The organism is Aliikangiella marina, from assembly GCF_007004765.1.
Lineage (GTDB): Bacteria > Pseudomonadota > Gammaproteobacteria > Enterobacterales > Kangiellaceae > Aliikangiella > Aliikangiella marina.
This window is the reverse complement of the sequence record NZ_VIKR01000003.1, coordinates 530,653-553,890: the sequence shown is the minus strand read 5'-3', so window position 1 is coordinate 553,890 and position 23,238 is coordinate 530,653. Positions and strand designations below refer to the sequence as shown.

The 23,238-nt window shown below is 41.9% G+C and carries 24 protein-coding genes and 1 riboswitch; of the genes, 9 read left to right on the top strand and 15 right to left on the bottom strand.

Annotated elements, in window-relative coordinates:
• Window positions 1-20 precede the first annotated feature (20 nt).
• From gndA to FLL45_RS14350, 3 genes are all read left to right on the top strand, one after another.
• Window positions 21-1,544, top strand: coding sequence for an NADP-dependent phosphogluconate dehydrogenase (gene gndA, locus FLL45_RS14360; protein WP_142942745.1), 1,524 nt, complete (start codon window positions 21-23; stop codon window positions 1,542-1,544).
• Window positions 1,545-1,662: 118 nt separating this feature from the next.
• Entirely contained in the window at window positions 1,663-2,616 is a 954-nt protein-coding gene (gene tal, locus FLL45_RS14355) for a transaldolase (RefSeq protein WP_142942744.1), read from the top strand.
• Window positions 2,617-2,861: 245 nt separating this feature from the next.
• The gene (locus FLL45_RS14350) at window positions 2,862-3,653 is read left to right on the top strand and encodes a tetratricopeptide repeat protein (protein ID WP_142942743.1); all 792 of its coding nucleotides are present in this window, start codon (window positions 2,862-2,864) and stop codon (window positions 3,651-3,653) included.
• A gap of 17 nt (window positions 3,654-3,670) precedes the next feature.
• Here FLL45_RS14350 and thiE read toward each other — a convergent pair whose 3' ends face one another.
• From thiE to thiC, 5 genes are all read right to left on the bottom strand, one after another.
• Window positions 3,671-5,134: a thiamine phosphate synthase gene (gene thiE / locus FLL45_RS14345; RefSeq protein ID WP_142942742.1), complete on the bottom strand. Its 1,464-nt coding sequence runs from the start codon at window positions 5,132-5,134 to the stop codon at window positions 3,671-3,673.
• Window positions 5,135-5,193: 59 nt separating this feature from the next.
• Window positions 5,194-5,973 (bottom strand): thiazole synthase, encoded by a 780-nt coding sequence (locus tag FLL45_RS14340; RefSeq protein ID WP_142942741.1) that lies wholly within the window; start codon window positions 5,971-5,973, stop codon window positions 5,194-5,196.
• Between the two features lie 129 nt (window positions 5,974-6,102).
• Window positions 6,103-6,303, bottom strand: coding sequence for a sulfur carrier protein ThiS (gene thiS / locus FLL45_RS14335; protein ID WP_185964472.1), 201 nt, complete (start codon window positions 6,301-6,303; stop codon window positions 6,103-6,105).
• Window positions 6,304-6,326: 23 nt separating this feature from the next.
• On the bottom strand, window positions 6,327-7,430 hold the full coding sequence (gene thiO / locus FLL45_RS14330) for a glycine oxidase ThiO (protein WP_210247194.1): 1,104 nt from the start codon (window positions 7,428-7,430) through the stop codon (window positions 6,327-6,329).
• A gap of 42 nt (window positions 7,431-7,472) precedes the next feature.
• Window positions 7,473-9,332, bottom strand: coding sequence for a phosphomethylpyrimidine synthase ThiC (gene thiC / locus FLL45_RS14325; RefSeq protein ID WP_210247193.1), 1,860 nt, complete (start codon window positions 9,330-9,332; stop codon window positions 7,473-7,475).
• Window positions 9,333-9,438: 106 nt separating this feature from the next.
• A riboswitch (TPP riboswitch) is annotated at window positions 9,439-9,598 on the bottom strand.
• Window positions 9,599-9,760: 162 nt separating this feature from the next.
• Here thiC and FLL45_RS14320 point away from each other — a divergent pair.
• The 3 genes from FLL45_RS14320 (at window position 9,761) to FLL45_RS23220 (ending at window position 11,178) form a co-directional block, all read left to right on the top strand.
• Window positions 9,761-10,204, top strand: a complete 444-nt coding sequence (locus tag FLL45_RS14320; RefSeq protein ID WP_142942738.1) for a hypothetical protein — start codon at window positions 9,761-9,763, stop codon at window positions 10,202-10,204.
• A 130-nt stretch (window positions 10,205-10,334) separates the two neighbouring features.
• Window positions 10,335-10,682 carry a hypothetical protein gene (locus FLL45_RS14315; RefSeq protein WP_185964471.1) on the top strand — a complete coding sequence of 116 codons (348 nt, stop codon included), beginning with the start codon at window positions 10,335-10,337 and terminating at the stop codon, window positions 10,680-10,682.
• Between the two features lie 184 nt (window positions 10,683-10,866).
• Window positions 10,867-11,178: a GIY-YIG nuclease family protein gene (locus FLL45_RS23220; protein WP_142942736.1), complete on the top strand. Its 312-nt coding sequence runs from the start codon at window positions 10,867-10,869 to the stop codon at window positions 11,176-11,178.
• A 344-nt stretch (window positions 11,179-11,522) separates the two neighbouring features.
• Here the strand turns inward: FLL45_RS23220 and FLL45_RS14305 are convergent, their stop codons facing one another.
• From FLL45_RS14305 to FLL45_RS14280, 6 genes are all read right to left on the bottom strand, one after another.
• Entirely contained in the window at window positions 11,523-11,780 is a 258-nt protein-coding gene (locus FLL45_RS14305) for a hypothetical protein (RefSeq protein WP_142942735.1), read from the bottom strand.
• A gap of 147 nt (window positions 11,781-11,927) precedes the next feature.
• Window positions 11,928-12,698 carry a protein-L-isoaspartate(D-aspartate) O-methyltransferase gene (locus tag FLL45_RS14300; protein ID WP_142942734.1) on the bottom strand — a complete coding sequence of 257 codons (771 nt, stop codon included), beginning with the start codon at window positions 12,696-12,698 and terminating at the stop codon, window positions 11,928-11,930.
• 146 nt (window positions 12,699-12,844) lie between these two features.
• Complete coding sequence (locus FLL45_RS14295; RefSeq protein ID WP_142942733.1) at window positions 12,845-13,405, bottom strand: Tll0287-like domain-containing protein; 561 nt, start codon at window positions 13,403-13,405, stop codon at window positions 12,845-12,847.
• 27 nt (window positions 13,406-13,432) lie between these two features.
• Window positions 13,433-14,806, bottom strand: a complete 1,374-nt coding sequence (locus FLL45_RS14290) for a cytochrome c3 family protein (protein WP_210247192.1) — start codon at window positions 14,804-14,806, stop codon at window positions 13,433-13,435.
• Between the two features lie 7 nt (window positions 14,807-14,813).
• Window positions 14,814-16,796 (bottom strand): FAD-dependent oxidoreductase, encoded by a 1,983-nt coding sequence (locus FLL45_RS14285; protein WP_142942732.1) that lies wholly within the window; start codon window positions 16,794-16,796, stop codon window positions 14,814-14,816.
• Between the two features lie 22 nt (window positions 16,797-16,818).
• Window positions 16,819-17,337, bottom strand: a complete 519-nt coding sequence (locus FLL45_RS14280; RefSeq protein WP_142942731.1) for a hemerythrin domain-containing protein — start codon at window positions 17,335-17,337, stop codon at window positions 16,819-16,821.
• 438 nt (window positions 17,338-17,775) lie between these two features.
• On the opposite strand from FLL45_RS14280, the gene FLL45_RS14275 reads away from it, so the two are divergent.
• The 3 genes from FLL45_RS14275 (at window position 17,776) to FLL45_RS14265 (ending at window position 19,578) form a co-directional block, all read left to right on the top strand.
• On the top strand, window positions 17,776-18,327 hold the full coding sequence (locus tag FLL45_RS14275; RefSeq protein ID WP_142942730.1) for a hypothetical protein: 552 nt from the start codon (window positions 17,776-17,778) through the stop codon (window positions 18,325-18,327).
• A gap of 372 nt (window positions 18,328-18,699) precedes the next feature.
• Entirely contained in the window at window positions 18,700-19,029 is a 330-nt protein-coding gene (locus FLL45_RS14270; RefSeq protein WP_142942729.1) for a hypothetical protein, read from the top strand.
• 282 nt (window positions 19,030-19,311) lie between these two features.
• On the top strand, window positions 19,312-19,578 hold the full coding sequence (locus tag FLL45_RS14265; protein ID WP_185964470.1) for a transposase: 267 nt from the start codon (window positions 19,312-19,314) through the stop codon (window positions 19,576-19,578).
• A gap of 62 nt (window positions 19,579-19,640) precedes the next feature.
• Here FLL45_RS14265 and FLL45_RS14260 read toward each other — a convergent pair whose 3' ends face one another.
• The 4 genes from FLL45_RS14260 to FLL45_RS14245 form a co-directional block, all read right to left on the bottom strand.
• Window positions 19,641-20,048 carry a helix-turn-helix domain-containing protein gene (locus FLL45_RS14260; protein WP_142942727.1) on the bottom strand — a complete coding sequence of 136 codons (408 nt, stop codon included), beginning with the start codon at window positions 20,046-20,048 and terminating at the stop codon, window positions 19,641-19,643.
• Window positions 20,049-20,060: 12 nt separating this feature from the next.
• Window positions 20,061-20,324 carry a type II toxin-antitoxin system HigB family toxin gene (locus FLL45_RS14255; RefSeq protein ID WP_142942726.1) on the bottom strand — a complete coding sequence of 88 codons (264 nt, stop codon included), beginning with the start codon at window positions 20,322-20,324 and terminating at the stop codon, window positions 20,061-20,063.
• A 411-nt stretch (window positions 20,325-20,735) separates the two neighbouring features.
• Window positions 20,736-20,975, bottom strand: a complete 240-nt coding sequence (locus FLL45_RS14250; RefSeq protein WP_142942725.1) for a hypothetical protein — start codon at window positions 20,973-20,975, stop codon at window positions 20,736-20,738.
• Between the two features lie 165 nt (window positions 20,976-21,140).
• Window positions 21,141-23,177, bottom strand: a complete 2,037-nt coding sequence (locus FLL45_RS14245; RefSeq protein WP_142942724.1) for a winged helix-turn-helix domain-containing protein — start codon at window positions 23,175-23,177, stop codon at window positions 21,141-21,143.
• Between the last annotated feature and the right edge of the window lie 61 nt (window positions 23,178-23,238).

Here is a 23,238-nt window from a genome sequence, read left to right as displayed (position 1 = left end):
ACTATAACTAAGGGATTAATATGTCTGAAAATAGCGTCCTTTGTGACATTGGCTTTATCGGCTTAGGTGTCATGGGCAAAAACCTTACCTTAAATTTAGCCGATAACGGCTATAAAATCGCCGCCTTCGACCTCGAACATCAAAAAATCGAAGACGCTATGGCGCAAGACAAAGCTGAGTCTGGTTCGGGTGGCCGAATTATTGGCTGCTCGTCCTATACTGAATTATTGTCAATCCTTAAAGAGCCTCACTTAATTATTTTATCGATTCCGGCGGGCGACATTGTCGACGATGTATGCCACAAATTAGTGGACGCAGGCATTAAAGCCGATGACATCGTGATTGATACAGGTAACAGTCTCTGGACAGATACGGTACGCCGCGAGAAAAAGTATCTAGGTAAGTTTTATTTCTTTTCTACTGCGGTCTCCGGTGGAGAAATTGGTGCACGGTTTGGCCCCTCGTTAATGCCTAGTGGTGACCGATATGCTTGGACTCGCGTGGAGCCGGTATTTCAAGCCATTGCCGCCAAAGTCGATCCCAATACCGGGAAAGCCATCGAACGATTTGAACCAGGTAACCCCGTGAAAGAAGGTGAACCTTGCACCACTTACATCGGTCCAAGCGGCGCAGGACATTATGTCAAAATGGTTCACAATGGTATCGAGTATGCCGACATGCAGCTCATTTGCGAGGCCTACCATATTATGCGTGAAGGCCTGTCGATGTCTCCGTCTGAAATCGGCAAGATCTTTCAGCAGTGGAATCAGGGTGTTCTCGAAAGCTACTTGATAGAAATTTCTGCGGAAGTGCTATTAGAAGTCGACAGCGAAACCAAAACACCATTGGTCGATATCATCCTCGATAAAGCGGGTCAGAAAGGTACCGGCCTGTGGACAGCCGTAAGCAGTCTTGAAATAGGAAGCCCAGCACCAACCATCGCTCAAGCAGTTTATGCGCGCTCCCTGTCGACTTTAAAAGGCGACAGGGTTTCAGCTTCAAGCCAGTTGAAAGGACCAGAAATCGATCCTCATTTAATTGCCGATAAAACAGCTGTCATAGAAAGCCTCCATGACGCGCTCTATTGCTCTAAAATTTGTGCTTATGCGCAAGGATTTCAATTAATGCAAATGGCATCTGATGAACACGATTGGTCGTTAGACTTTGCAAGTATCGCAAAAATATGGCGCGCAGGCTGTATTATCAGAGCCGCTTTTCTTCAAAAAATCACCGACGCCTACCAATTAAATGAAGAACTCCACAATTTGCTCCTCGATCCGTTCTTTGCGGAGCAAATTAATACTTACCAAAGCAATTGGCGAAAAGCGATTTCAACAGCAACTTTGATGGGAATCCCTAATGGTGCTTTCAGTACAGCACTCGCTTACTACGACTCTTATCGATGTGAAACCTTGCCTGCAAATTTATTACAAGGTCAGCGCGATTATTTTGGCGCACATACTTTTGAACGTAAAGATAAGACAGCAGGCAAAAAGTATCATGTTGAATGGGCGAAACCGGATCGACCGATTGTTAAAGCTTAATCGCATTTCGACACGAATTAGATATAGCTTATCGTCATTAAGATGACATTGACTGATGGTAGGCTTTGTTTTTAATGTAATGATTATTTTTTTTGATCAGCAGTAATGGAAATATTGGATGACAAATCAACTTGAACAACTCAAATCAATGACAACAGTCGTTGCCGATACCGGCGATTTTACCGCAATCGCAGATTTCGCCCCTGAAGATGCGACAACAAATCCTTCGTTGTTGTTAAAAGCCGCCAGTTTACCGGATTATCAGCAACTGATTGAAACGGCTATCGAATTCGCTCAGCAAAACTCGCAAGATAACAAGCAACAAGTTTTAGATGCAGCGGATTTCCTCGCCGTGCTTATTGGCAAAAAGTTACTCACTTTAATCCCGGGACGAGTATCAACAGAAGTCGATGCGAGATTATCATTTGACACTGAAGCAACAGTTGCTAAAGCAGAAAAGCTAATTGACCTTTATGAGTCACAGGGAATCGCTAAAGAGCGAATTCTCATTAAAATTGCCTCGACTTGGGAGGGAATTAAAGCCGCTGAAATATTGGAAAAGAAAGGTATTCAATGTAACCTCACGCTTCTGTTTAGCTTTGCCCAAGCGCGAGCTTGCGCGGAGGCTGGAGTGTATTTAATTTCACCTTTTGTTGGCCGGATTTTGGACTGGTATAAAAAAGCGACCGGTAAAGAGTCGATTCCCGCTAACGAAGATCCTGGCGTTGCATCAGTGACCCAAATCTACAACTACTACAAAAAGTTAAACTATGCCACCGTCGTAATGGGAGCCAGTTTTAGAAATACCGACGAAATTATTGAGCTTGCAGGTTGTGATAGACTGACCATTAGTCCTGCACTGATGGATGAGCTTAGTCAAAGCACCGAAAAAGTTGAAAGAAAACTCACTCCCGTAACACAATTTGAAGACCGTCCTTCACCGCTTACGGAAGCTGAGTTTCGCTGGCAACTCAATCAAGATGCGATGGCCACCGAAAAAACCGCCGAGGGCATTCGAGCATTTGCCGCGGATCAAGAAAAACTTGAGGCGATGATTGCCGAGAAACTCTAGCCTGAGTAATGTAGACAAAAAAGCGGCATGACGTCGCTTTTTCAGGTTTAATCTCATCCAAGTTACCAATTCTTACACCTGAATGTTGCTCCTCTCTTCTTTTTAGCCTCTTATTAAATTAAAATCCGTTAATAAGCTGCAATCACAACAAGCCGACTTAATGAGGTTTTAAAGTGTCTATAAGAAGCCCTTTTTTGACTTTTTTTATACTAATTCTACTGTTCAGTCCAACTCTTCTAGCTGACATGAAAACCGCCGAAGAAGCCTACAAAAAAGAAGATTACAAAACGGCTTTTGATGCGTATCTGATTGAAGCAAAAGCCGGCAATGCTGAAGCTCAAGCAAAAGTTGGTGTGATGTATTTTTGGGGTCGAGGCACATTCCGTAGCGATTCATACACTTACACCTGGTCGTTGAAAGCGGCAAAACAAGGTCATAAAAGTGCTCAACATATGGTGGGCTATTTGCATGAAAATGGCATTTACGTTGAGAAAAATATTCATAGCGCAATCGACTGGTATCGAAAATCAGCGGATCAAGGTTATGCGCCAGCGCAAGCCAATTTAGCCGGTATTTACATGTTTAACGAAGAGATTCCCAATGATCTCGACCGAGGCTTTCGCTTCGCTCAAAAAGCTGCTTTTCAAAACAATAAGCATGCAGAGTATTTAATGGGCCACTACTATCAATATAAAAATCGTGATTATCATCTAGCGCGTAAGTGGTATACCATTGCTGCAAAAAATGGTAACGCTGAGGCGGCGAACCTGCTGGGCAAATTCCATTTCAACGGCATCGATGTAAAACAAGATTTTAAGAAGGCATTTTTCTGGTTTCGAATCGCCGAAAAAATCGACTCAGCCGAGGCAGTTAAGAACCGAGAACGAGCTCAAGTCAAACTTGAAGACGAAGAAGTCATTGAGCTAGAAAAAAACGTTGACCAGTGGTTTGTCGACGTCGAGAAAGAAAAAGCAAAAAATCAAAAAGTCGATAAACTCAAAGCGATCAGAGAAATCCTAGAACTCGAAGATGTTTAAGCAAGCGTCAGAAAAATCTAATTTCCGACGATTTCTAAAAACGTTTTAGTGGCGGCTTCGGGATCGTCAGCTTCGGTAATCGCCGTGATCATCGCAACGCTGTCTACCCCAGTTTTTGTCACTCCCTCGATCCGCTCGTGGTTAATCCCGCCGATTGCAACGAGTGGGTAATTCAAAACCTTGCGCCAATAGGTTAACCCATCGAGACCATGAGGTATCCAAGGCATCTGCTTGGTATTAGTATGATAAACAGGGCCGCAGGCAATATAGGAAGGTTTGTATTGGATCGCCCGTGCAACTTCAAAATGACAATGGGTACTGATGCCGAGCCTTAAACCAGCTTTAAGAATCGCATCAACATCTGCGGAATCAAGGTCCTCTTGGCCTAAGTGAACACCATAAGCGCCATACTTAATTGCAAGCTTCCAATAATCATTGATAAACAATCGACACTCATACTGCTGGGCAATTTCTACCGCTTGTTTAATTTCGTTTTCTAGGTCTGCGCCTCGTAAATCTTTGACCCGCAGTTGAATAGTCGATACGCCTGCGGGAAGCAAGAACTCTAGCCATTCGGCACTGTCGACTACCGGATATAAACCTAACCGCGTCTGATTACACTCTGGAAAACTTTCACGCGTCAAATTCACATCAGCGCTTCTGGTCAGTATTGGTAAATCCACTTCTTGATCAGGGAATCGATTGACCATAACCGGACCTTTAGCGTCGCCAACCGAATAGCCTTCTCGAATTCCCTGATTAATCGCCATTTTACCGATGACAACGGCATCATTGATGGGATAACCCAACGCTAAACAACTGGCTATCGCGGATGCCATAGCACACCCTGTCCCTCGAGTATTTTTCTTTAGACTCTTTTTGCTCGAAAGCCAAAAGTTTTCCATGTCATTTGCAAAATAATCCTGACAGACCCGCCCTTTGCCATGACCACCTTTAATTAAAATGTTCTTGGCTCCAAAAAGTAACATTGATTCTGCGGCCAGTTCGATTTCTTCCGGCGTTGAAACGGATAAGTTAGTGAGTAGGCATGCTTCTTCCAGGTTAGGCGTGACCAGTGCACAGAGAGGCAACAACAAATCCACATATGCGGCGATATCTTTTTTCTTAAAAAACTCAAAACCACTTGAGGAGGATAGTACTGGATCAAGCACCAAAGGTATCTCAGTTGCGATAATGAAGCTTGCGATAGCTCTCGCCTGTTCGATATTACACACAAGGCCTACTTTGACCACAGCAATTGGTAACGACTTCACCGCTTCTAATTGTTCCTTGAGCGCAATGACATCAACCGCGTTAATGGCAATTACCTCAAAGTTATTTTGAGCGGTATTTGCGGTAACAGCTGCCATTGAATGAATACCAAACGCGGTTTGCGTTTTGATGTCAGTGGCGATTCCTGCTAAACCAGCAGAATCGTTTGCGGCAATGGTTAATATAATTGGCTTATTGGTGTGTGACATGACTGCTACTGAATGCCCACAACTCTGAGGGCTATTAATTTTAACTACTTGTTATTGCACTAATTTTGATGCCAAAAAGGCTTACCTAAAGTTGGTGTACTAGGTTGCGCTAAATCTCTTTCCGGCATCACTCCTGCTTCAAACCCTAGCCTGCCAGCTTCTACGGCTAGTTTAAAAGCGCCAGCCATTGTAACAGGATCACTGCTTTGCGCCACTGCTGTATTGAGCAAAACCGCATCATATCCCATCTGCATGGCCTCCGTGGCATGCGATGGCGCGCCTATACCCGCATCTACGACCATGACAATATGTTTAAAACGCTCTCGAATTGTCTTCAAGGCATAAGGGTTCATTAACCCTTTTCCGGTGCCGATTGGCGCTCCCCAAGGCATCAACACCTGGCACCCCGCTTCGACTAATTTCTCGCACAAGACAAGGTCATCGGTACAATAAGGAAATACGTCAAAGCCTTGGTTTATAAGCTCTTTAGTGGCCTCTAATAAACCAAAAGGATCGGGCTGTAAGTTGTATTCATCGCCTATCACCTCCAGTTTAATCCACTTGGTATCAAATAATTCTCTCGCCATCTGGGCAGTGGTCACGGCCTCTTTGACAGACTGGCATCCCGCAGTATTCGGCAATACTTTGACCTCTAATGAACGAATCAACTGCCAAAAATCTTGACCATCAGCAGCGGCAGGATTTTGTCGACGTAATGAGACGGTAACGACATCGGAATGAGCCGCTTTTATTGAGCGACACATAATATCCGGCGAAGGATAGAGTGCAGTACCAATAAACAGCCTACTCTCAATTTGTTGATCTAATAATTGCCACATGATTCTGATTCTATTAATACTCGATTCTAGTTTTTAAGCCGCTCGTTATCTGCGTTTAGCTCTTAGCCCTAAGCTCTTAACCCTTAGCCTCTCAGCTTAACCATCTACCACAGGTTAAAAACTTTCAGGTCAGCCGCCCGACATGGGCATTACCAACTCAACCCTATCGCCATTGTTGAGTTTAAAATCGGCATAACTCGCCTTAGGAACGAACTCTTCATTCACCGCAACCGCATATTTGTCCGTTTGCTTGACCAATGACGTTAGCAGTTGGTTGAGCGTATCAACTTCAACGGTAACTTTTTCCCCATTTAACACAACTTCTAACAAATGACTCTCCACTTTCTTAGCACTTATCCCGTTTTACTCATCAAGCTCATAAATTCAGAGGTCGCCCCATCGTGAAGGTAATTGATCACTTCTTCACATAACGATGGCGCTAATAAAAATCCATGTCGATACAATCCGTTCACCCGAATAAGGCCTGAGGATGTTTCAATTTTTGGTAAATTGTTGGCTAAAGCTGGGCGGCAATTAGTTCGTGACTCAAGTATTCTTGCTTCAGCAAACCCCGGATGAACGGAATAAGCCGCAGACAAAAGCTCTAACGCTGAACGTACCGTTATCGATCCCGTATCATTGCTCTCGATTTGGGTCGCGCCAATGATATAAACATCGTCGCGTTTACGCGGTACGATGTAAATTCGATACCGCGGATGCATCAACCTAACGAGGCGATTAATTTTGACTTCAGGTGCTTGCAGCACAAATAATTCTCCTCGAACGCCTCGCAGTTCTGGCCAATCGATCTTGGCACCTAAACCTCGACAATCAACGACCCAGTCGAAAGAGTGGCGTTGATTTTTAGCTTGAACAAAATGAGGACCGAGTTGCTCAATCAAAGTATTGGCATGCCAAGTGACACCACTTGAAAGTAACTGTTCCGCCAACACGCGCATCACACAACTGGTATTTAACCAGGCTTCATTCGGCAGATAGGTTGCCTGGTTAAATTGACCTGCAATCTCAGGTTCGAGGTCGAGCAGTTGACTCGAATCGACTTCTTGTGGAATGAGTGAGTCATCATCAAAACGCAAGTTGCCTAATTTGAATTGTAACTGCTGATTAAAGCGTTCGAGATCGGGTTTGTCGGCTTGATGACTAACCACTAAACTCCCGAGTTGATAAAAACCAACATCCGACGAGAGTCTTTCAACAATGTTCGGCCATAAATCGAGTGAACGCATCCCCATGTGATAAATCAGCATTTCTGCGGACTCAATTTCAGAATAAGGTGTCAACATTCCAGCGGCAGTGTATGCTGCCGCGTCACCGAACTCTATCGGGTCTTTGTCAAAAATAGCGATATCGTGACCTTGATGCATTAACTGCCAAGCCAGCAAACGCCCCATAATGCCAGCGCCTACAATTGCTATCTTTTGCTTAACAACAGTCAAACTTCTCTGCCTCTTTACTTCAATCTCATTTGAAAGAACTTACTAGCTCTTTTGGGCAACATAAATTTGCGCACCTTGAGCTTTAAACTCTTCCGATTTCTGACGCATGCCTTCTTCAATTTTTTGTTGCTCGGAGTAATCACGAACTTCCTGACTAATTTTCATCGAGCAAAATTTAGGTCCGCACATCGAACAAAAATGAGCCACTTTTGCCGAGTCTTTTGGAAGCGTTTCATCGTGAAATTCTTTGGCCCGATCAGGATCTAACCCTAAGTTAAATTGATCTTCCCAACGAAATTCAAAACGCGCTTTCGATAGCATGTCATCGCGATATCGCGCTCCCGGATGCCCTTTGGCCACATCTGCTGCATGTGCGGCAATTTTATAGGTAATAATTCCTTCTTTGACGTCGTCTCGATTGGGTAATCCTAGATGCTCTTTTGGCGTAACATAGCAAAGCATTGCACAACCAAACCAGCCTATCATCGCCGCACCAATTCCACTGGTGAAATGGTCGTAACCTGGTGCAATATCTGTAGTCAGCGGCCCTAAAGTGTAAAAAGGCGCTTCGTGACAGTGCTCTAATTGCTTGTCCATATTTTCTTTAATCATATGCATTGGAACATGACCTGGACCTTCAATCATTACTTGAACATCATGCTTCCATGCAATTTTGGTCAGTTCACCTAATGTTTCAAGTTCGCCAAACTGTGCTGCATCGTTGGCATCGGCTAGCGAGCCAGGGCGCAACCCATCACCAAGTGAGAAACTGACATCGTAGGTCTTCATGATTTCGCAAATTTCTTCGAAATGGGTATAAAGGAAATTTTCTTTGTGGTGCGCGATACACCATTTAGCCATGATTGACCCACCGCGAGACACAATACCGGTCACTCGATCCGCAGTTAACGGTACGTAGCGAAGCAATACACCTGCATGAATCGTAAAATAATCGACTCCTTGCTCTGCCTGTTCAATTAAAGTATCCCGAAAAACTTCCCAGGTAAGGTCTTCAGCAACGCCATTCACTTTTTCAAGGGCTTGATAGATTGGAACCGTACCGATAGGAACCGGTGAGTTGCGAACAATATAATCTCGAGTAGCATGGATATGCTTACCAGTTGAAAGATCCATAACCGTATCGCCGCCCCAACGAATTGACCAAACAAGCTTTTCGACTTCTTCTTCGATACTTGAAGTTACCGCTGAGTTACCAATATTGGCATTGATTTTAACCAAAAAGTTACGACCAATTATCATTGGTTCTAGTTCGGTATGATTGATATTAGCTGGAATAATTGCACGACCTTCAGCAACTTCCTTGCGCACAAACTCTGCGGTAATGGGCTGTAAGTTTGCCCCCATTGAATTCCCTGCTAGGCGGGTATTGCGCTCGTCAGTCGTAAATTCATTTCGCAATGCTTCTCGAGTTTGGTTTTCTCGAATAGCAATATATTCCATTTCAGGCGTGATAATTCCTTGTTTGGCGTAGTGCATTTGGCTAACGTTACCGCCATTTTTAGCGCGACGCGGCTTTCGTTGAAGTTGAGGGTTATTAAATTTAAATGCTTTTTCTTCATCAGAGTGGCCGTTGTCGATTGGCTTAATTTCTCTTCCTTCATAAAACTCGGTATCAGCGCGCGCTTCAATCCAGGCCGATCGCAGATCAGGCAACCCTTGATGAACGTCAATCTCCGCTGCAGGATCAGTGTAAGGGCCCGATGTGTCATATACAGTAACATTAGTCCCGTCGGTCAAATCAATCTGACGCATTGGAACTTTCACATTCGGAATTGACTCTGACTTTATATAAACTTTTTGACTCGCGGGAAGTGGGTCGCGAGTTATCGCGTGTGGGTTGTTATTAGTCGAGTCACTGCCTGTGGCGGATTTATCGTACATTGTCATGCCTCTTTAGTTTGGCTATATCGCGATGCAATAAAATGCGCTTCGATATTATTTTTACAAGGTATCGAGTAAGAGAGGCGTCGATCGAATGATGTGACATTTTTCGAGTTTGGCTCATCCCTACGCCGATACTAATCGGATCAGGTACTACGGGTTCGCGGATGACTTAAAGAATTAGAAAACCTTTGATTCCTAAGCATTCCCGCGTCTCAGCAAAACAAAATGTCAAATCGACATTTCAGGCACCCCGAGAGCAAGATGGAAGAATTATAGGCAAGATAGCCTCAAAGTTAAAGCCTAGCGAGTGCTTGAAAGCTTAATTTAACTGGATCTACCAGCGCTGAACGATTGAAGTTTAAGCTAAGGCTATCTATGCTGTAGGTATCATCAGACATCGAATTCGATAAACAATCTAATATTCAATGAGTTATAAACTGAAACTAACCACATTGTTGCTATTACTCGTTACGCTCAGTGCCTGCCTCAGCGCACCCACTGAACGGTTTGATGAAAGCTTCTTCACTTACCAGGATGACGAGGGAAAAAAATATTTCTCTTTTATCTTAAAATTGAAAGGCATGACCAGTGTCAGTGACAAAGTCGTCTACGAGCGAGTTGCAGGAAGACGTTCTGGCAGAGGTTCAGCAGGTAAACGGAGTATCAAGCAGGAAGTTCCTCGTCCGGAAAACCCTGAAGACGCTAAAGTTAGCATCAAGTTTAGAATGGAAGAAATGGCTCATGAAAAGCTAACTGACAGGCTCGAAGCAATCGATTATTGCTCAAATGAAATTGCTTACGAGAGCGAGGAATATAAAAATTACCAATACCGAATTAAAGGTTATTGTTTACCTGAGCAAGATAGTTGATAAAAATCTCGTACAAAGCCTCAAAAATAAGCTTACTAAAATATTATCTTCGCAATACCAGAGTCAGTCCTTCTTAACAAAAAATGAAAAGCAGACACTGAAAATACTAACGCATATAAGATAGGTTTAAGTGAACTACTATAAAGAACAGCTATTGAAGAAACTTTCAAACGATGGGTGGGAGCTTCTTGAGGTAGATGATAATACGGATTGGTGGTTAGAGTCATATTGGAAAGTAAAATCCGTAAAACAGAATTATGGCTTGGCGTTTTACGTATTGTTCTTAGTTGATCCAATGTACGTTGGACAGAATAAAGGAAGCGCTGTTTGGGCTGTTGGAGCATATGAAGAAATTCCTAGTGAACGCCCATTAGAAGGCAGTATCTGCGTGATGTCTATGGTGAAAGGAAAGTTTGATGAGAAACTAGGAGAATTCGTTACGTGTGTAAACGAGTATAGGAATGAAACTCACTCATAGTAATAATTGGCACTACGGAGAGGCTCAAGCCATCACAATCGAGTCAGTCAAAATTACTAAACCTCAAGTCTAATCCGTCATCTCGACCGTAGTGGAGAGATCTCCTACAGACATAGGAGATATCAACCATATCTGCTCTGCTGAAGACTTAGTTATATTGATGCTAAAGGAATCTTGGTGATCAATGAGTTACTATGTCTATATTTTAACTAGCACTCACAATAATGTGTTTTATGTTGGTGTAAGTAATAACTTAGAGAGGAGGATTTTTGAGCATTCAAACGCTCAATACAATAGTTTTTGCCGACGATACAATATAATTAAACTCGTTTATTTTGAGGAATGTTTTAATAGTCTCGATGCAATCCAAAGGGAAAAACAAATTAAGAAGTGGCGAAGAGAAAAGAAAATCAAATTGATAGAGGCGGCTAATCCAACTTGGGAGGACTTGCAAACCTGTGGGGGATCTCTCCGCTACGGTCGAGATGACGGGTGAGTTTTGAGTGTCCAGTTAGAAGAAGCTTAAAAGCCTAAAATATTTAGATTCTGACCGTCCTAAATATGACAATTTGTACCGCTCAGTTCTCCCTACTACTCGCTGTTTGCCAATTTATAAAACTACTATTTGGAAAACCCTTATTTGATTTTTATAGAGCGAATGCGAGATTGGTGGGTTACAGTGTGAAATTGCAGTGTCATTGGAAACTACGGGCTCCGTTCGCCTATTTTGTCGATGTCAACGGTGCATTTCAATGAAGATAGGTTAGGTTGTAAATCGATTTTGAATTTAACTGTATTTTTGAATTTAACTGTATAAAGCCGAATTAAGACTAGACGATTTTAGTTCTCAGGTTCCTTGTCGACTTCTTCTTCTTTGTTATAAATTTCAGTAGTCGCTTTACCAATCTTGTTGAGATGAGCCATTCTATTCTTTTTACTTACAAGCAGCTCGTAATCTTTCTTAACCTGTTCTTGTTGCTCAGGAGACAGCTTGCTCCATTCGCTTTCCTCAAGACCGTAATGTCCACCAATGCAACCGGTTAATAACAGAAAAAAACTAAATACTGTTATTAACTTTAGTTTTACTGAAATGTTCATTTGAGCGCCCTCGAGTATCAATTGATGCTTAGCATATCTTCTTGATTATATTCCTTCTTACTCTCCTTGTCTCAAAACCATGCTGATTATGTGACAGCCAATCAGCAATTAAAATAGACAAGAGTGCGTCATCGGTACAGTCATTGGTTAGTGATCGCCAGTCAATGGTACAAATCGAACGGCTAGAACCTCTGAAATGGTTATTTCCCCCGACTCAGCTTTAGTGATTAGTTTCAGTTGCTGTACCTCATTCTGTTCTCCTAACGGTATTATCATCCGCCCACCAGCTTTTAATTGCTGAAGCAGTGGAGGCGGAATTTCTGTAGCCGCGGCAGTGACGATAATCGCATCAAATGGAGCTTCACTTGGCCAGCCTCGGTAACCATCACCTAACTTCACCTTGACGTTTTCGTAATTCAGATTAGCGAGCGTCTCCGCCGCTTGGTCGGCAAGCGTTTGAATAATCTCGATAGTATAAACTTGCCCGACAAGCTCGGCCAATATCGCAGCTTGATACCCAGAGCCTGTCCCGACTTCTAATACCTTGTCGGTTTTTTCTAAATTTAGAAGTTCAGTCATTAAGGCAACAATAAATGGCTGCGATATTGTTTGTCCGTTACCGATGGGCAGAGGCCTATTGTCATAGCTATACTCATCGTAACGCTGCGGGACAAAACGGTGTCGCTGCACCTTCTCCATTGCCATCATCACCGATGGGGATATTTGCGCCACGCCAGTCGATCCTTGCGTGGCACGAGTATCTTCCTGGATTCGCTTTAGCATCAGTTGTTGCATTTGAACATAATCAATATCATTTTTGGCCAAACTCGAAGAGTCGACCAGTAATAAGCCTACAAATAACACCAAACCGACAAGAAACAAAGCACTACTAGGTTTCCATCGCCTTCTGAATAGCATGTAGACTCCGACAATTCACCAATTTAAAACAAAGTCATTATATCGCTTTGAGTTTAAATATTAGCGGAGTCTCACCACATATAATTGACTGATTGAAAAGTTCAATTTTTGATAACGCTAACCTCTAAGAGACGAAAACAGCATGATCAGTTGAGCGGAATCCTGATCACCACACCGCCCATCACATCACCAATTTTAAAATCCGTCTTAGGTGTGTCAATATGATCGTTATGGCAAGTTACACACGCTTCAGAAACTGCGATATCAGGATAAACAGCGGTAAAATAGGTTTTGCCTCCGAGAGTTTCTTCACCATAAAAATTCTGCAACTTTTCTGCAGCCATTTTCAGCCCTTTAGTTTCGAGCGCCGTTTTCGGTTTGTTCTGTTTGTTAATCGGCCACAATGATAGTAATGCATAACTAAATCCTGCATTTGACTCACTGACTCTTTCTGCCCCCATTCTCAACATTTGCGCAGGCAGTGGCAGCGCGCTCTCTTCTTTCCAACGTTCCTCTGCAGTTATCACTTCCTCTTCGTTTTGCAAACGCTGGACAACCTTTTGGGTATACGTTGCTCGGTCAGCTTCAATGACTGCAAAAATTGCATCTGCCATTTTTTGTGCAGTGATCTCTCCTGCAAAAACATTGAATGACGATAATGCTATCGAGGTAGCACAAATACTGCGGATTAATTGGCGTTTATTCATTTCTCTATTCTCCAGACGATTAAAAAATTATTGACGACTTTTCATCCTTTGCTTAACCAACTCAAAGGTTTGATGTTTCTTTGTTGGTATTCCGATAAAGTTATTTTCGATCAGCGCTTCATCAGCCAGCGCACTAACTGAAAACTCCAAACCATGGCAATTCATACAAACGCTTCGCAACATTTTTGTATTGGGTCGAAGGTTTAAATTTTGATTATGTATCACCGTAACTCGGCGACCTTTTTTAACTTTAGGCAGGTGACAAGTCGCACAACTAACGCCACTACCACTGGGTGCTTCTCCAAGAATCTCCTGGGCCCATAATTGGTAGTGTTTACTATTTTTATAATTTTGACTATGAGTATCCTGGTGACACCCCAAGCATGAATCCATGGCCGCTTCGACAACATTTAAACTATGAGGATTATGACAACTATTGCAGTCTAACGATTTACTATGGGATTTATCGACTTCTAGTCGAGCTTTATCGGTCGACATGGGACTGAGTTCTAATGCTAACCGCATACCATGCTTGCTCTCAAGAAACGCTTTGTGTTGCCGTTTATGACAAGATTCGCAGACTGGTGCAACTGAGGCTATGGTAAACGAGTTATGGTTTTGACTAACATTCTGGGTGTGACAACTCGTACAGTTCGCATCGGTGCGGGCATGTATACTTGACTTCCAATCTTCAACCACTCGACTCAAATCAACGGTCGCTTGATTAGTTGCTTCAAAAGAAAAACTATCCATTTGAGGTTCTGCAACATCAAGCGGCAGCTTTTTTTTATTTTTCTTTAACCAACGTTTTAACCCCGTTTTTTCAGGTAGTCGTGCAGGATCTTTTATTGCCGGTTCATCCAAATGTTTGGCAATAAATTTTTCGTACAACATACTGTTATCATGAAAATTATGACAGCCAGAAGTTGCACAAGTTTTAAACTCAAATTCCGCATGACTGGGTCGTTCTTCTTTAATATCTTGATGACAGTGGAAACAAAAATCTGCGGCAAGCGTCACCCCAAAGTCACGAGTAATCTCAGGCTTGTGCTCTCGATGGCAGGAAACACAGAGTCTAGCATCGAGTGTTGCGAGCAAGTCAGCATTTCTCGGATCAAGAAAAACTTTTTTTGGATGACTATCGTTAACCCGGTCAAGCTCTTCTGCATGGCAAGATTCACACGCTTGTTGCATTTTTTCCTGCGAAGCAAAAGGGGTCGTATGACAAGCTTGACACTCTAACTCGATTTGATAGTGCCCGTGAGAAGTTTCGCCACCCAAAAATAAACTTTTATCACCTTCAAATAAGTTGTAGCCAAGATAAGCCCCTATAATAAGTGTTAAGGCAATTCCTATCGGCATTACGCCAACTTTAATGCGTTGCTCTTTTTCTTTAATCATTATTATTTTAGAAGTAATAAACCGATAAAATATGGAAGCCTAATAAAGGCGGTAGCATCCACAGCAAGGTATGATGAATCCGTGACCACCAGAGCCTATGTTTGCGTAATTTAAAATCGCTCCAATGATGATTGCGCGCCATAAAAACACCAACCAATGATCCGGTAAGCGTTGCCCCCAAAAAAACGGCCATCAGTGCAAAGTTAAGGTTGTCTCCCAAACGCATTCCGGTATGCACCATTAGCATCACCAAAGCTAAGATACCCACGATTGAGTGTGCATACCGCCAAGAATCGACATGTCCTACTCTGAACTTCTTAAAGCGTTTGCGAATTGCTAGCGCGCTCGCAAAAACACATAAACCGAGCAAGCTATAACCGCTCACTTGTTTCCAAAAGTTATCAAACCAGAGTTTTTCAATATGCCAGCTAAACTGGACGGACTCGGCAATCGACAAAGGTTGGAAAAAGACGGTCGCAATGATCAGAATGATCGATAGAATTGATGCCGAGAGAATCGACTTTTGGTGACGCATCACTAAGTTGGGTGCAGGTGCATCAAGTAAGTTCATTAGCATCGGTTTACAAGAGCCACAGACTGTTCCGGCACAAGTTTTCTCGCCGAGCGATTCAACTGTTCTGCAGCCGGAAGTAATTGCTCGACTAAGCTCTCCACGAGTTACACCTTCACACAAGCAAACAATATAGTCCCTGGGTAAGTGCTCGACGAGCTTTTGCTTTGGTTTCTGATGAATAAGCCCGGTTATTTCAAACTCTCTTAATGCTTTCTCAGTGAGTTTCTTTTTTTGTTTAACGGCAATCTTGATTTCGTTTTCTTCATCCCAGTTGCCGATTATGATAGCGCCAATCAGCAAGTTGTTTTTTACAACGAGTTTTCGATAAACCCCTTTTAATCGGTTTACATAGGTATAATTAAGACTTCCTTCCGCTAGAAGTTCGCCAAAGTATCCTGTCGTGTAATCGTTAAACTTAACCTGAACGTGGATATTCTCATTAAAGTAACTATGGAAATTACCGGTAATATGTTCAACACACGTCTTAGCTTGGCTAAATCCTGGTGACACGATGCCGAAAGTCATATCATCAAATTCACAACACTCACCAATCGCATACACATCGGGATCGCTGGTACGCATTTTTTCGTCAACGACAATCCCCTTGCGAGTTTCTAAACCGATTTTTTCAGCGAGAAACGTTGATGGTTTAACCCCCGCACAAATAATCAAGCAGTCACAATCAATCCGCTCACCATTTTGTAACTCGATCTGCTCAATATGAGAGTCACCGATAATCGCAGCTAAAGGATTGTGATGAACAATTTCAATACCAGAGGCTTTTACATAATCGCTCAACACCTCTTGCGCTTGCTCACCTAAGTCACGATTCAATAGGTTACTTCTAACCTCGAGTTTAACTTCGTTATTAGGCTGCTTCATGGCAACCGCTGTTTCAAGGCCCAAGGGGCCACTACCAATCACATAAAGCTTTGAGGCAGAGCTTCGCTCATTGATAAGGGATTTAGTGTCATTCAAAGTTCGAAAAGTATAGACACCTTCTAGGTCGACATTAGCAATTGCAGGGACTACCGGTTGAGAGCCGGTTGCCAAAATTAATTTTGAATATGGGGTTACATTACCTTGATCATCGGTAACGGTTTTTAACTGTCGATCTACCGCGATAATTTTATGACCGAGTTTCTGCTCGACGCGAGAATGGTCTTCTATTTTGAGGGGATTATCGAGTTCGGCTTCGGATACTTTCCCCGCAAGGTATTGGGAGAGTTGAACACGGTTGTAAGGTGCTTCTCTTTCCTCGCCAAATATAACAATTTTGCTATCTTGCGATTTCGCAACGAGAAGTTGAGCAGCCTTGATGCCGACCGGCCCATTACCAACGATAACTACCGGGTCTGCTTCCAGCGGATCGTTGAAATAGGCATGTAACGGTTCGGCTAAATTATTACCGCTCACTTACAACCCCATCGTATTAGTCTCAATGTGGCTGATATAAAACGTAGAGTGAGTTTTCCTCTAAACTAACGCGACGCGTAAGCACCTCACCAACGGTAGCGTAATCATCCTTGAATTGCTGTATCAGAGCGATATTGAAATTTCCTGAGTACTTCTTGCAAAATTTAACCACCGCATTGGCAATCTCATTCATATCAGTACGGAACTCTCTTACTATCTCAAGATTGTGTTTATCTTTTGATAGTGACTGCTCTAAATAAACATAGAATTTGACGTTCTCGGTCAACAGATGCGCTTGAAAGTCACTTTTAAATTGACTGATCAAAGACGCGGTTTTCGCGTAGTCATTTTTTTCAAAGCCTTCTGACCAAATTTGTCCGTATAGTTCCACTAATTTTCCATGATCACCCTCTAACTCATTAATTAAATGCGGATCATAATTAATCGTGTACTGACTACTTTTTGGATGACTCACCACCACTGCAGGTTTCGATTTTTTATCTTTTTTTTGTTTAAAATAGTTGCCTATAAAATTTAACACTTTGACACCTCTAACTACACTGTGTGACTTTTGATTTTGATAGTGGCACGTTTCACGTTTTACATACCTCCAACACCCTGTCGAACTGGGTCGAAAATTGAACAATTTTTTCAATCCGACCCTTCAAAAATATCCCTAACTTATTTAGGGACTCATCTCTGGAGAGAATAACGAGAAATGGTTCACAAAATTTTCAATCATCTAATTACAATAGGAGATGACTATCTACTCATCGAGATTCTCACGTATCTCGTTGAGTTATAAGGTTTTTTTTGACATCGTATGAAATAGCAACAAATAAAATCGCGATTAAAAATTGCACAGTGACAGACGTGAAGGAGACATTCTTAGCGGCGCGCAACCAGGGTAATATTAATGGTTATCTCTCAACAAAAAGTCACGTTATAATCAGCGCTGGTTTATTACAGAGTTGTTTACATGAAATTAAAAAATTCACTTTTGGGTCTTACATTTAGCTTTTTGATTACTATGCAACCGCAGCTTCTTGCAGAGGAAAAACCCACTCAAGGGTTGGAAATTTCACTGGCGAAATATTCGGAGCTAGAAGAGTCAGGTAATAAAGTAGGCGCATTTAATGTTGCTTATCTGATGGCCCAAAAAGGTGACGATCGTGCACAATTCATTGTCGGCGCAGCCTATGCCAACGGTATTCCAAAACACATCGAGCCCGATTACGTCAAAGCTTATGCATGGATGATTCTAAGTACTTCCAAACGCAATGGCATCGGCAGAAAAAGCGCAATCCGCTCTATTAAAAAAGCGCTCGGAGAGGACAAACTGAAACAAGCCGAATTACTCGCTGCTAATTTCTTGCAACAATACGAAAGTGGTAAGCGGATTTTATCTCCAATTATAATCACCAAGATGGAACAAGCTGAACAAGACAAAAAATCGTGTAACCAGACGGGAACTAAAATAAAAACCAACTGCTCAAACGCCCGCTCTCATCTGAAGTTCGACCGCAACTAATATTCCGCCTCAACCAAACTTTAGCAGCTTGTTTATCGAGCCTTACAATGACGGAAGGCTCCTTATGCACTCTGCTCTGCCGGCGGTAAGGTGTATCACTAATCGATGACTATTGACCCGGCTCCAGATTCCCTGCTCCAGGCTACAGACTCCTTACCCCAGACTCCCTACTCCAGGCTCCAGCCTCCTTCTCCCAGCTCCCTGCTGCTGCTACTCCACCGGCAAAATACCTGCTTGCCTGACTAACCATTAACCCACTAAAAGCGAATAGGTCTTTTTTGATAAATCGAAGGCTAAGTGTCAACCAATGGCAATTTGCTTCGTTATGAGAGTTATGAGCATAAAACGAAACTAATAACTTAGGAGTTCATTATGAAATACTTATTCAAAATAACTATCGCAGCGACATTAATGTTCACTTTTAATGGTCAAATACTCGCCGAAACACCAGTCCTGAATGAACGCCAGGCCAATCAAAAAGCGAGAATTGCTCAAGGCATAAAGAGTGGCGAACTGACTAAAAAAGAAACTGCTCGAATGGTTCGCGGGCAAGCCCAACTGCAGCGAATGGAAAACCGAGCCAAAGCTGATGGTGTAGTGACTAAAAAAGAAAAAGCTCGCTTACAACACAAGGCTAATAAAGAATCAGCGAAAATTTATCGTAACAAACACGACGTGCAAAAGCGTCCTAAAGCGCGTTAACCAACGCTTTCAACCGACAGTCTTGTCTATCAAAGCACCAATTTCTCCTTCGCGTGTTGTATCCACTGTGTTACTACACGCTTTTTGTTTAGTTTCGGTGCAACTCACTGACGCATTGCACCAAACTTGACCTCATCAATAGCCCCGTATCAACTATTTAGGGGTGTTTTTCTTCAAAATATTTATATTTCGCGATTTACTAGCGGTAAATCTGTGGGAAAAAAGTTGGCACCAATGTTGATAAGAATAACAGTGGTTCAAACGATAATTTGGAGTGCCATCATGAATTCTAGCGAAAAAATGAAACACGAAGTAATCAAACAGATCGGTGAACGCGGACGTCTTATTGCGGAAGTTGCCCAAGATTTCGGAGTATCCAATCGACAGGTATATCGGTGGCTTAAAGGTAATCAAGCGACCAGTAAGAAGACGGCTAAACCAGATCCGGTTAATGCCCAAGTCGCACAGTTGAAGATGGAGCTTTATGCTGTCTCTCAACAACTTACTGCACTAAAAGCGCAGGTTAACAAACAAATTGTTAATCAATAATAATAGCGACAACATCTTTCAAATCGAGGGGCAATGCCCCTCGCTTTGAGAAGAACGAAGTATTAAGCGTCAATAAACGTATTTGGTGAAACATTAAATCGACGTGATAGTGACCGCACGTGTCTTAAGGTTAGCGAGCGCTTACCATTAAGAACTTCTGAAACCACGCCTTGACTTCCAATTTCTTTTAAATCCGACTGTTTCACACCATGCAACTTGATTAAGTAACGTAATGCTAACAGCGCGCCACCTTGTTGCTTGAGCATGTGGGTGCTCTCGTATTCCTGAGCTGCACGAGACATTGCCTTGATCAACCCAGCTAGTGGACTATTCGGTCGGTTTTGAACCAGCTCAATGGTCTCTTTCAGGTTACCGATTAAAGTCTCATAGTCTTCTTGGCACTTAGGCGTATCGACCACTGGTGCCACCATATTCCAGTGTATAACTGCTCTTTCTAGTGTCTCTTGCATCGTTTCATTCCTCTAGTGATTTCCTGGCTTAATCTCATCGATATAAGCCACCTGCGACTCAAAGTTGATTAAAGTGTGAACAAGTAAGGTTGTTTCCGGAATAGGGAACTTGTACTGATAGTTAAATCCGCGCATGTCACCAAAGGTGGCACGTAAGTCCTGTTCCGAATGGAAGTTGCCTCGGCTCATAATCAGGTACCAAGCGCATAGATGATTATCTGCAGCTGGATATCTTGATTGGGCTTCTGTGATTTTATTAGTAGCAACAACTTTCAACGTAAATTCTCCAAACAAACTTCATATTGATTTAAAGGTGCCAGTTGCAATAACGCGTTAATTTTTAATCTCATTAACCGATTTCGCTGGCCACAACCTCAAGATACCCAGGTGAGATTCGAAAAGCACATAAATTGAGATAAATTTCATTAACCCATTGATTTAAAAGGATATAAATTGAGATAAATATGTGAGATATTGGTATGAATTTGGATAAATATGGGTGGCTTGACTTAAAGTGTCAAAGTCACCCTCCGCAGAGAGTGACTTAGTATACAAAGTACCCGAAAAATCGATTTTTTATTACTTATTTATGAATCCATTCGGTTACCTAATCTAGTAGGTTTCCATTTTCCCCTGCGTTTCGAGCACTGCTCTAAAGTGCCTTTGTGTTCGATAACACAAGTTTAACTACTTCTTATCTTCTGACGGTGGAGCTTGTTTCTCTAGGTCTTCTAAAAGTTCCATTTGTGCTTGCTCCGATGAATCATCTTCATCGCACTCAGGGAAAGTATCGCACCCCGGAACGGTGAGCAACGTATTGAAAAGATCATCCATTAAACTGGACTCTTCTTTTGCTTCTGATGGATTCTCACTCGATGCAGCAGAGAGTGAAAAAGTTAGAAATAATACAGCCAACAACTTATACATAATTTATTCCTCGTTTAATATTACACTGGATTGCCTCTTAATAATGACCATTCAGATAGTTCAAAAACAAATAAATCATGTATAAATTAAGATAACTAACAGATAAATCTCTGGATGTGATTTGAAATAAGGCTATCCCACTGCGTTCGCTTTAGTTTAAAGCGACTAGTATTCAAATACTTTTAGATCAGTGTTGCCGCTAGAAGCGATGTTTATGTATAACTTGATCTTGCCCTCTGTGTAGTCTAACGAAAACCTATTTCCTGATGATTTGTAGATCTCGAGACGCTCACCTGTTTTGATATTAAATTTTACAAAATTATTATCCGAGTCTCCTTGCTCAACAAACAAAATATGCTCCTCATCGACAATATCCCACTGCTGTATATTTCTGAGATATTCAACTTTGGCAACTTGCTCGCTGTAGTTATTCTTTGGAGAAAAACTATAGATAAATGGGTCAGAATCCTTGAAGAACAAAATACAATCATCTTCAAGACAAGGTCTCGCAGAAACCCCTTCGAACAAAACTTTTCTATCTGACAAGTCTTTCAGTGAACGGGACTCTATTTGCCACTCTCCATTTTGTTGAACTGCGGCAAGAATTCGTTGACGAGCGGTATCGATTATCGGATTCATGTAAGAATAACTAGAGTAGTTTTCTGAGTTATATATTTCGTTACCGTTAGTGTCATAAATATTTATATGACCGCTTTTATTAAACGCAATTAGATTGTCCTCTTTAGTTGCATAAACTTCGGCTAGCTCAAAAGTGTTCTTAAAAAATGTAATTTGCTTAAAATTATCCTCTGAATCTTTGATCCAAATTTGTGGTTCGCCAGAACGGTTTGAAATAAAAGCTATAAAATTAGCTCCTAGCGATGCAGAGTAATCATTAAAACTAGAACTTACTATGGACTTAGTTGACCCACTTTCCATATCGAACATTCCAATATCGATTACGTTATAAGCACCAGTCATCACCCCAATTGTATTAGCGTTTATTTCAAATGGTATAAAAACCTTTGAAAGAAACCTTGCTACGACAGTCTCTGTATTATTAGATATATCGAGGGTCGACACTTGCTTGTACCCAGATTGAAATAGTAGTTTTCCATCATGCGTCCAGCCTACATCATGCAGCAAAAGTGGAGTTGTTATTACTTTACTGTGAGTTCGCTCACGCAAATCGTAGACCCACACTTCAGAAGAGGACCACCCAATATTTCTTACGTACGCTAATTTTTCTTCAGACTTGGAATACTGAAAAGTATAATCACCAAACCCCTTCTCATTAGGCTTCGATATGAGTATCTGCTCATTAGTAGCGAGATCAATTTGGTAGATGCTCGATGGCGCCGTGTTATTCTCATTTATACTAATAAAAATATTACTTTCATCTAACCAGTCGGCCTTCATCCTCTGCGCAACTGAATCACACCGTTTAACAAGTGAAGGCTCGCCAACAGTGTAATTATTTATGTCGAGTGCTCTAATAAATATTCCACATTCGCTTTTGTTTTTAGCGAAATACATTAACTTATCTTGTGAAGGAGAAAAAACCGGAAATAGCTCGTTATCACTGGATTCGAGCAAAACGTGATATGACTCTTTATCAATGGGCTTAATATAGATATCCCATGAGCCAGACTCGCCTCTCTTATGATTAAAAAGTAAATATTTCTTATCGTCGCTCAAATCAGGGTAATTTTCTATCCCCTTCAAGGTAGTAAGCGGAAACAAGTCTTTTATTTCAGCTAAATTATCATCAGAGTCGTCAAAAAAATTAGAAAGTAAAACGACAACCAAGAGCAAAGTCATTGAGGCGATAACAAGAAGCGTATTTGTTCGAATTTTTTCTACTGGCGAAGATTTGTACTCTTCCGAATTAGCAACAAACCGAAACCCTTCACCTGTGACAGTTTCTATATAACGCGGATCATTAGCCGAGTCACCAAGCACATCACGAAGTTTTTTAATATTTTGATTAACATTTGCTTCAACAACGATCTTTCCTTTCCAGACGTTGTCGATAATCATGTCTTTGGAGCAGGTTTGATTTTGGTGATCAATAAAAAACTTGAGTAGGGAAAATAGAGTTGGGGCGAGCGCAACTTCTTTTTTATCTTTGTCGTAGAGTTTACGGCTGTCAGTATTGAGAACAAACTCTCCAACCTTCAGCATGTGTGAACTTTTTTCCACGTACTACCCTTCAAAAAAGAATTGCTAACTACAAATATAACAAATCAAGATAAACATCTTA